Raw genomic sequence first — 8493 nt, 5'->3', positions numbered from 1 at the left:
CTCGCTCTGACCACGGCCCTGACCGCGATCTCGTCGGTTCCGGCGCTGGCCGACGTGACCGTGATGTCCTGGGGTGGCGCCTATGCCACCAGCCAGATCGAAGCCTATATCAAGCCCTACACCGCCGAAACCGGCGTGAAGGTCACCATGGTGGATGCCGACAATCCGGCGACCCCGGTGAAAGCCATGGTGGAAGCCAAGAACGTGACCGTCGATGTGGCTGACGTCGAATATGCCGACGCCATCCGCCTGTGCGACGAAGGCATGCTGGAAGAGATCGACCATGCCAGCCTGCCCGCCGCCCCCGATGGCACCCCGGCCACCGAAGACTTCCTGCCGGGCGCGCTGACCGATTGCGCGGTCTCGACCATCGTGTTCTCGACCGTCTTCGCCTATGACACCTCGAAGTTCCCCGAAGGCCCGAAAACCATGGCCGACTTCTTCGATCTGGAGAAGTTCCCGGGCAAGCGCGCCATGCGCAAGGGCGCCAAGGCGAACCTGGAAATGGCGCTGATGGCTGACGGTGTGCCGGCTGCCGAAGTCTATGCGACGCTGGAAACCCCGGAAGGCGTGGACCGCGCCTTTGCCAAGCTCGACAAGATCAAGAAGGACACGATCTGGTGGGAAGCCGGCGCCCAGCCGCCGCAACTGCTTGCCGATGGCGAAGTGGCGATGACCACCGCCTATAACGGCCGCATCTTCTCGGCCGCTGTCACCGATGGCAAGCCGTTTGAAGTGGTCTGGGACGGCCAGGTTTACGAATATGACCTGTTCGTGATCCCGAAAGGCGCCCCGAACCTGGAAGAAGCCAAGAAGTTCCTGGCTTTCGCGACCGACACGCAGCGTCTGGCCGATCAGGCCAAATGGATCAGCTACGGCCCGGCCCGCAAATCCTCGGGCGCTCTGGTTGGCAAGTTCATGGATGGCAAGACCGACATGGCGCCGCATATGCCCACCTCGGCCGAGAACCTGACCAATGCGCTGCCCTCGTCCTACGAGTTCTGGGTTGATCGCGACTCCGAGCTGAACGAGCGTTTCAACGCCTGGCTGGCCGCCAACTGAGGCCATGACGGAGGGGGCGGCGCGCTGCCCCCTCCGCTTTCCCATTCCTGCGTGTAACGGGTGCCGGTGATGCGTGTTTGCCTCCTGCCGCTGCGGGCGGTCTGTCTTGCCTTGTCGCTTTGGTCTGTGCTGCCGCTGACGGCGGCCCGTGCCGGGGGCGATGCGATGATCGACTATGCCAGCGACGATGCGGTGATGGAGGCGGCGATCACGGAAGCCCGGGCCAGCTTGCCACGCTTTCTGGACCAGGCCGCCCAGGCCGATCTGTCGCAAGGCAGATGGCTGGTGAAATGGGCGCATCCGGTGCCAGGAGGCCATGAACATATCTGGGTGCAACTGACCCGTCTTGCAGGCGCGCGGATCGAAGGGGTTCTGGCCAATGCGCCGAACGGCTTTGCCGGCTCTCCCGGTGATCCCGTCACGGTGCCACGGTCCGAGGTCTCTGACTGGTCTTTCACGAGTGACGATGGCCGCCTGCATGGCAATTACACCACCCGCGTGATGCTGCCCGCTCTGGATGCGGCCTCCCGCGCCGAACTCGAAGCCATCCTGGCCCCGCTGCCGGAGGAGAACTGAGCCGATGTCCGACACCACCGCCGCCCTCTTGACCACCGCAGATGGCCGCCCGCTGAAGGCGGCGCTGGCCGCCGCACAGGCCCGGGCCCGCCGCAAGGCCTTCTTTCTGGTCGCGCCGCTTCTGCTGTTCATCGTGCTGACCTTCATCGTGCCGATCGGGCAGATGTTGCAACGCTCGGTCTATCACGACGGCTTTGCCAAGGCCGCGCCGCAACTGGGGGCATGGTTCTCTGCCAACCCGGAAGGCACCGCGCCGGATGAGGCGGCCTATGCCGCGCTGGCCGCCGATCTCAAGCAGATGAAGGCCGACAAGACCGCAGGCGAGGCGGGCACCCGCATCAACTACACCGTGCCCGGCACCCGCTCGCTGTTCACCGGCGCGGCCCGTGGCGCCGACAAGCTGGAGCCGCCCTACAAGGAAGCCCTGCTGGCCGATGACGCCAAATGGGGCGACCCGCTGATCTGGACGGCGATGCGCAATGCCGCCTCGCCCTGGACCACCGATTTCTACCTGATCGCCACCGACCGCGCCCGCACCGCCGATGGCGGCACCGAGGCCGTGCCGGAGAATGAGCGGATCTATCTGTGGCTCTTCGGCAAGACCTTCGTGATGTCGGGCCTGATCACCTTCATCTGCCTGCTGCTGGCCTTCCCGATCGCGCATCTGCTGGCCACCCTGCCGATGGCGCGGGCCAACCTGCTGATGATCCTGGTGCTGCTGCCCTTCTGGACCTCGCTTCTGGTGCGCACGACCAGCTGGATCGTGCTGCTGCAAGGGCAGGGGGTGGTGAACAACATCCTCGTGGCGCTTGGCTTCGTGTCCGAGGACGGGCGGCTGGACATGATCTACAACCAGACCGGCACGATCATCGTGATGACCCATATCCTGCTGCCCTTCATGGTGCTGCCGCTCTATTCGGTCATGCGCACGATCAAGCCGACCTATGCCCGCGCCGCCCGCAGCCTGGGCGCCACCAGCTGGACCACCTTCCGCCGCATCTACCTGCCGCAAACCCTGCCGGGGATCGGCGCAGGCTCGCTGCTCGTCTTCATCCTCGCCGTGGGGTACTATATCACCCCGGCACTGGTGGGCGGCGCGGATGGGCAGCTGATCTCCAACATGATCGACTTCCACATGGACAAGTCGAACTGGTCGCTGGCCGCCGCCCTTTCGGGCATGCTGCTGGCGGGCGTGCTGCTGCTCTACTGGCTCTATGACCGGCTCGTCGGCATCGACAAACTGAAACTGGGCTAAGGCCGCGGGGGCGGCTGCGAGCGCCCCTGCATTTTCTGTTCAAAAATATCCCGGGGGTCCGGGGGCAGCGCCCCCGGGAGTTCCACCGCAAACCACTCGACCGGAGACCGCCCAATGGCCTTGCCCGTCTATGCCGACCCGCTGGAGCGCCTGTGGTATTACACCTACCACGTCCTTTGCACCGCGATCTTCATCTTCCTGATCGCGCCGATCATCATCGTGATCCCGCTCAGCTTCAACGCCGAGCCCTATTTCACCTTCACCCAAAAGATGCTGACGCTGGACCCCGAAGGCTATAGCCTGCGCTGGTATGACCTGCTCTTGACCTTTGGCATGGTGGCGCCTGATGCGGCCCGCGACAGCGCCTGGTGGTCGGATGTCTGGCAGAATGCCTCCTGGGTGAAGGCGGCCAAGAACTCGGTGATCATCGGCTTCTGGTCCACCATCGTGGCCACCACGCTGGGCACCCTGGCGGCGCTTGGTCTGGCGCGCAGCGAGATGCCGTTCCGCCGCATCATCATGGCGGTGCTGATCTCGCCGATGATCGTGCCGATCATCATCATCGCCACTGGCCTGTTCTTCTTTTACTCCAACCCCTGCGCGATCGTCGGCACTGAATGCGGCCGCCTGACCTCGACCTATACCGGCGTCGTGCTGGCCCATGCGACGCTGGGCATTCCCTTCGTCATCATCACCGTGACGGCAACGCTCATCGGTTTTGACCAGTCGCTCGCCCGCGCCGCCGCCAGCCTCGGCGCCTCGCCGCAGCGCACCTTCTTCAAGATCGTGCTGCCGCTGATCCTGCCGGGCGTGGTATCGGGCGCGCTGTTTGCCTTTGTCACCTCGTTTGACGAGGTGGTGGCCGTGCTGTTCATCGCGGGCCCCGAGCAACAAACCATCCCGCGCCAGATGTGGAACGGCATCCGCGAGGCGATCAGCCCGGCAATCCTGTCGGTGGCGACGATCCTTGTGATCATCTCCATCGCGCTGCTGGCCACGGTGGAACTGCTGCGCCGCCGCTCCGAACGCATCCGGGGTGTGACACCGCATTAAGCGGTGTCACTGTGATGTCCTGAAACAGCCGGGGGCCCAAGCGGGCCCCCGGCTTTTTCAGGACTGGGGCTGCGGGCCTTGCGGCCCTTGGGGGCGCTGCCCCCAGCGGTGGCGGCTGCGCCGCCGCCTTCCCCCGGGATATTTGGATCAGGTTGAAATTGGCTCAGGGCAGGATTTGCAGCCAGAGCCAGATGGTGCCGACCGAGGCGAGGGTGGCCACCAGCACCGCCGAGGCGGCGACGCGTTTGGCGGCGTCATAGCTCATGGCAAAGAGATAGGCATTCACGCCGGGGGCCATGGCGGCGGTGAGGGTGGCCGAGCGCAATTGGTCGCTGCTGAGGTGCAGGGCATGGACGCCCAAGGCCCAGGTGAGGGCGGGGTGGACGAGGATGCTGAGCATCACCACCAGAAGGATGGCGCGGCTGTCGCCCTCGGGTTTCAGCCGCACCAGCACGCCGCCCAGGCCAAACAGCGCGCAGGGGATGGCGGCAGAGGCGATAATCTTCATCGCCTCGCGCAGCACGCCCGGCAGGGGATTGCCGGTCAGGTTGATCGCGATCCCCGCCGCGATGCCCAGCACCATCGGCTGCGTGGCGATGGCCCGCACCACCTTGCCTGCCACCGCCCGCGCGGGCAGGCCCTGACCCCGGCTGCGCGCCAGTTCCATGGCAAGGATGCCCACCGCGTAGAAGGTGGGGGAGTGGATGGAGATGATGGCGAAATTGCCCGACAGCGCCTCTTGCCCGAAGGCGCGTTCGGTGATCGGCACGCCCAGCAGCAGCGAGTTCGAGAACATGGCGGCAAAGCCGATGGCCACGGCATCGGTGGCGGGCCGCCCGAGCCAGCGCGCGCCGGCAAAGCCCAGGCCAAAGGCCACAAAGGCGCCGCTGTAGAAGCTGGCGAACAGTTTCAGGTCAAAGCTCGCGGCGAGATCCAGCTTGCCGATGCTTTGGGCCAGCAGCACCGGCACCGCCACGCCTTGCGCAAAGCGCATCAGCCCGTCGACGATCTCGCTGCTCACGATCCCTGCGCGGGTGCAGGCCCATCCGGCGGCGATCACCAGAAAGACCGGCAGGATGACCTCCAGCGCCGCGCTCATGCCTCTGGCAGCTCGATCACCATGCCGTCAAAGGCGGGGGTGATATGGGCGGGCAATTCCGCCGCGAGGGTCGCGTAATCCAGATCCAGATGCATATTGGTCAGCACGGCCCGGGCCGGCGCGGCGCGGGCGATCCAGTCCAGCGTCAGCGCCAGATGGGCATGGGTCGGGTGCGGCTTGCGGCGCAGCGCATCGACGACAAAGACCTCCAGCCCCGCCAGCGCAAGCCAGCTTTCCTCCGGGATGCGCACGGCATCGGGCAGATAGGCGAGGCCCGCAATGCGAAAGCCAAGCGCGTCGATCGAGCCGTGATCGGCCTCGAACGGGGTCAGCGTGACCGGGCCGCCCGGGCCTTCGATGGTGAAGGGGCCGGAAATTGGGTGCAGGTCAAGGATCGGCGGATAGGGCGAGCCTGCGGGCTGCACAAAGGCATAGCCAAAGCGCGAGATCAGCGCCTCTTGCGTCGGGCCATCGGCCCAGACCGCCAGCCGGGTTTCAAGGTTGAACACGATCTGGCGCAGGTCGTCGATACCATGCACATGATCGGCATGGCTATGGGTATAGGCCACGCCGTCCAGCACGCCCACGCCCGCATCCAGCAATTGATCGCGCATATCGGGCGAGGTGTCGATCAACACCCGCGTCACGCCTTGCGGGCCGATCCGCTCTACCAGCATGGAACAGCGGCGGCGGCGGTTTCTGGGGTTCGCGGGGTCGCAGGCGCCCCAGTCTCCGCCCAGACGCGGCACCCCGCCCGACGAGCCGCAGCCAAGGATGGTGAAGCGATACATCAGGCGGCCACCGTGACACGGGCCTTGGTGAACAGCCGGTCGAAATTGGCGGTGGTGGCGGCGGCAAAATCCTCGACCGAGAGGCCGAACAGGCTTGCCCCGGTTTTCGCGGTGAAGGCGGTATAGGCAGGTTCGTTGCGTTTCCCGCGATGGGGCACCGGCGCCAGATAGGGGCTGTCGGTCTCCAGCAAAATGCGGTCCAACGGCGCGGCGGCGAAGATGTCGCGCAGCTCCTGGCTTTTGGGGAAGGTGGCGATGCCTGACATCGAGAGGTAAAAGCCCAGGTCCAGCGCCGCCCGGCCGAGCTCGGCGCTGGAGGAGAAGCAATGCATCACGCAAGCATAGGGCTGCGCGCGGTAGCCCTCGGCCAGAATGCGCGCCATATCCGCATCCGCCGCGCGGGCATGGATGATCAGCGGCAGCCCGGTTTCCTGCGCGGCCTCGATATGCAGGCGGAGGCTCAGCTTCTGCGCCTCGGCGCTGTCGGCGGTGTAGTGGTAGTCAAGGCCGGTCTCGCCAATGCCCACCATCTTGGGATGGCGTGCGAAATCAACCAGTTGCTGCACAGTGACCGGCGGGGCCTCGGCCACGCTCATCGGGTGCAGGCCCACCGCGTAGAACACGCCCTCATGGGCCTCGGCAATGGCGCGCACCTTGGGTTCATTGTGCAGCTTGGTGCAGATGGTCACCATGCGCCGCACGCCCGCCGCACGGGCCGAGGCGATGATGCGGGGCAATTCACCCTCGAAATCCGGGAAATCCAGATGGCAATGGCTGTCGACGATTTCCGGCACAGCGGCGGCTTCGGGCAGGGTCATATATCACCTTGCGGCGAGGCGGCCCGCCGTCTGTTCGATCTGAAGGAACATATCCATGAGAAGCGCGGCAGGGTCAAGGTTGACCGCCTTGCCGCGCCGCGCCCTGAGCGACAGGCTTTGCGCGAGATCGGCCCAGACCCGGCCCGCCCAAGGATCGGGCGCAAGGCGCATCAGCAGCGCCGCCTCGCCGCGGGCGGCCTCGGGCGGGGTGCGGCCCAGCGTGCCCGCGCGGGCCAGCCGCGACAAGAGCAGGTCCATCAGCGTCAGCGTCAGGTCAAACCGCGCCGCATTGCCCTTGCCCGCGCCGCTTTCGGCCAGCGCCAGCAGTTTGCCACGATCCAGCCGGGGCAGGGCCGCGAACAGCTGCACCAGATCGGCATAGAGCGCCTCACCGTCCAGCTGCGCCACCCGCACCGCCTCGCCCACCGAGCCGCCGGAAAGCTCGGACAGCGCCTCGGGCGCCTCGGATTGCACGCCCGCCAAGGCCAGCGCCTCGGCCATCTGCGCCGCAGACAGCGCCCCCAACCGCAGCTCGCGGCAGCGCGAGCGGATGGTGGGCAGCAGTTTCGACGGCTGATGCGAGATCAGCAGGAAGGTCACCCCGGCTGGCGGCTCCTCCAGCAGTTTCAGCAGCGCATTCGCGGCCGAGACGTTCAGCTCATCCGCCGCATCCACAATCGCCACGCGGCGCCCGCCATCGGCGGCGGAAAGGCCGAAATATTCCTTCATCTTGCGCACTTCGCGCACCGAAATTTCCTGCGTCACCGCCTTTTCCGTCTCGGTCAGGCCGCGCCGCAGCAGATAGATGCGCGGCTCCGACAGCGCGGCCAGACGGCGCGAGATCGGATGATCGTCTGGAATATCAAGGGTTTCGGGCGGGGGCGGCGCAAACATGCCGCCATCCTCGTCGGGCGTGGCCAGCAAGAACCGCGCGATCTTCCAGGCGAGCGTCGCCTTGCCAAGGCCACGCGGCCCGGTGATCAGCCAGCCATGGTGCAGCCGCCCGGCCCGGTAGCTTTGCAGAAAATCCGCCTGCGCGGCCTCATGCCCGATCAGCCGCGGCGTCTCGCGCGGATGGGGGGCGCCTTCGATGCGGTCGGGCTCGGGGAAATCGGCCAGATAGACCGAGGGCATGGCCTAGCCCCCCAGATGGGCAAGGGTGACGGCCAGCACCTCGGCGGCCACCGCCTCGGGCGCGCGGGCGCCGTCGATCACCCGGAACCGCGCCGGATGGGCGGCGGCCAGCGCCAGAAAGCCCGCGCGCATCCGGCGTTGCAGCTCCAGCCCCATATCCTCGAACCGCTGTTCCGCGCCCTTGCGGGCCTGCGCGCGCGACAGGCCCAGCTCGGGGTCGATGTCGATCAGCAGCGTCAGGTCCGGCTCCACCCCGATCATCAGCGCATGCAGCGCATCGACCGTGGCGCCCAAGCCCTCGCGCCCGTCGCGGGCAATGCCCTGATACATGCGCGAACTGTCGGCGAAACGGTCGGTGATCACCACCTCGCCGCGCGCAAGCGCCGGGCGGATGGTCTTTTCCAGATGGTCGCGCCGCGCGGCGGTGAACAGCAGCAGCTCGGTTTCCGGCGACCAGCGCTCCGGCTCGCCCTCCAGCACCAGCCGCCGGATCTCTTCGGCGCCCGCGCTACCACCCGGCTCGCGCGTCAGCGTCACCGCATGGCCCAGCCCGCGCAGCGCCTCGGCCAGAAGCCGCGCCTGCGTGCTTTTCCCTGATCCGTCAATGCCTTCAAAGCTGAGGAAGCGGGCCATCAGCTCGCAGGTGCCCCATCCGCCGGGAAGAAGCGCTGCATCAGCGCGGCGGCGGCGGTGGAGAGCCGGGTG

At 66.8% G+C, this 8493-nt stretch carries 9 protein-coding genes; 4 read left to right on the top strand and 5 right to left on the bottom strand.

The annotated features are described in order from the left end of the window. The 4 genes from JNN06_RS08620 to JNN06_RS08605 form a co-directional block, all read left to right on the top strand. On the top strand, positions 1–1062 hold a 1062-nt coding region (locus JNN06_RS08620), incomplete at its 5' end, for an ABC transporter substrate-binding protein (RefSeq protein WP_291239179.1). A 69-nt stretch (positions 1063–1131) separates the two neighbouring features. After that, on the top strand, positions 1132–1638 hold the full coding sequence (locus JNN06_RS08615) for a DUF2314 domain-containing protein (RefSeq protein ID WP_291239178.1): 507 nt from the start codon (positions 1132–1134) through the stop codon (positions 1636–1638). 4 nt (positions 1639–1642) lie between these two features. Further along, positions 1643–2893, top strand: coding sequence for an ABC transporter permease (locus JNN06_RS08610; protein WP_291239177.1), 1251 nt, complete (start codon positions 1643–1645; stop codon positions 2891–2893). 114 nt (positions 2894–3007) lie between these two features. Continuing rightward, positions 3008–3946, top strand: a complete 939-nt coding sequence (locus JNN06_RS08605) for an ABC transporter permease (RefSeq protein WP_291239176.1) — start codon at positions 3008–3010, stop codon at positions 3944–3946. Positions 3947–4109: 163 nt separating this feature from the next. On the opposite strand, the gene JNN06_RS08600 is transcribed toward JNN06_RS08605, so the two are convergent. The 5 genes from JNN06_RS08600 to tmk are packed head-to-tail and all read right to left on the bottom strand — an operon-like array spanning position 4110 to position 8421. Next, on the bottom strand, positions 4110–5045 hold the full coding sequence (locus JNN06_RS08600) for an AEC family transporter (protein ID WP_291239175.1): 936 nt from the start codon (positions 5043–5045) through the stop codon (positions 4110–4112). Further along, positions 5042–5836 (bottom strand): MBL fold metallo-hydrolase, encoded by a 795-nt coding sequence (locus JNN06_RS08595; RefSeq protein ID WP_291239174.1) that lies wholly within the window; start codon positions 5834–5836, stop codon positions 5042–5044. Before JNN06_RS08595 ends, JNN06_RS08600 begins: the two co-directional genes overlap by 4 nt. Further along, positions 5836–6654, bottom strand: coding sequence for a TatD family hydrolase (locus tag JNN06_RS08590; RefSeq protein WP_291239173.1), 819 nt, complete (start codon positions 6652–6654; stop codon positions 5836–5838). The genes JNN06_RS08595 and JNN06_RS08590 overlap by 1 nt, the downstream gene beginning before the upstream one ends. A gap of 3 nt (positions 6655–6657) precedes the next feature. Further along, the gene (locus tag JNN06_RS08585; RefSeq protein WP_291239172.1) at positions 6658–7788 is read right to left on the bottom strand and encodes a DNA polymerase III subunit delta'; all 1131 of its coding nucleotides are present in this window, start codon (positions 7786–7788) and stop codon (positions 6658–6660) included. A 3-nt stretch (positions 7789–7791) separates the two neighbouring features. Beyond that, positions 7792–8421: a dTMP kinase gene (gene tmk / locus JNN06_RS08580; protein WP_291239180.1), complete on the bottom strand. Its 630-nt coding sequence runs from the start codon at positions 8419–8421 to the stop codon at positions 7792–7794. Positions 8422–8493 lie beyond the last annotated feature (72 nt).

Origin of the sequence: Gemmobacter sp., assembly GCF_016792925.1 — a bacterium.
GTDB lineage: Bacteria > Pseudomonadota > Alphaproteobacteria > Rhodobacterales > Rhodobacteraceae > Gemmobacter.
Note: the sequence above shows the minus strand (reverse complement) of the source record. Positions and strands in the feature narration are given on the sequence as shown.

Coding starts and splice junctions, on each gene's coding strand:
- JNN06_RS08610 (WP_291239177.1), top strand. CDS start 1,643: ATGTCCGACACCACCGCCGCCCTCTTGACCACCGCAGATGGCCGCCCG.
- tmk (WP_291239180.1), bottom strand. CDS start 8,421: ATGGCCCGCTTCCTCAGCTTTGAAGGCATTGACGGATCAGGGAAAAGC.
- JNN06_RS08605 (WP_291239176.1), top strand. CDS start 3,008: ATGGCCTTGCCCGTCTATGCCGACCCGCTGGAGCGCCTGTGGTATTAC.
- JNN06_RS08595 (WP_291239174.1), bottom strand. CDS start 5,836: ATGTATCGCTTCACCATCCTTGGCTGCGGCTCGTCGGGCGGGGTGCCG.
- JNN06_RS08600 (WP_291239175.1), bottom strand. CDS start 5,045: ATGAGCGCGGCGCTGGAGGTCATCCTGCCGGTCTTTCTGGTGATCGCC.
- JNN06_RS08615 (WP_291239178.1), top strand. CDS start 1,132: ATGCGTGTTTGCCTCCTGCCGCTGCGGGCGGTCTGTCTTGCCTTGTCG.
- JNN06_RS08590 (WP_291239173.1), bottom strand. CDS start 6,654: ATGACCCTGCCCGAAGCCGCCGCTGTGCCGGAAATCGTCGACAGCCAT.
- JNN06_RS08585 (WP_291239172.1), bottom strand. CDS start 7,788: ATGCCCTCGGTCTATCTGGCCGATTTCCCCGAGCCCGACCGCATCGAA.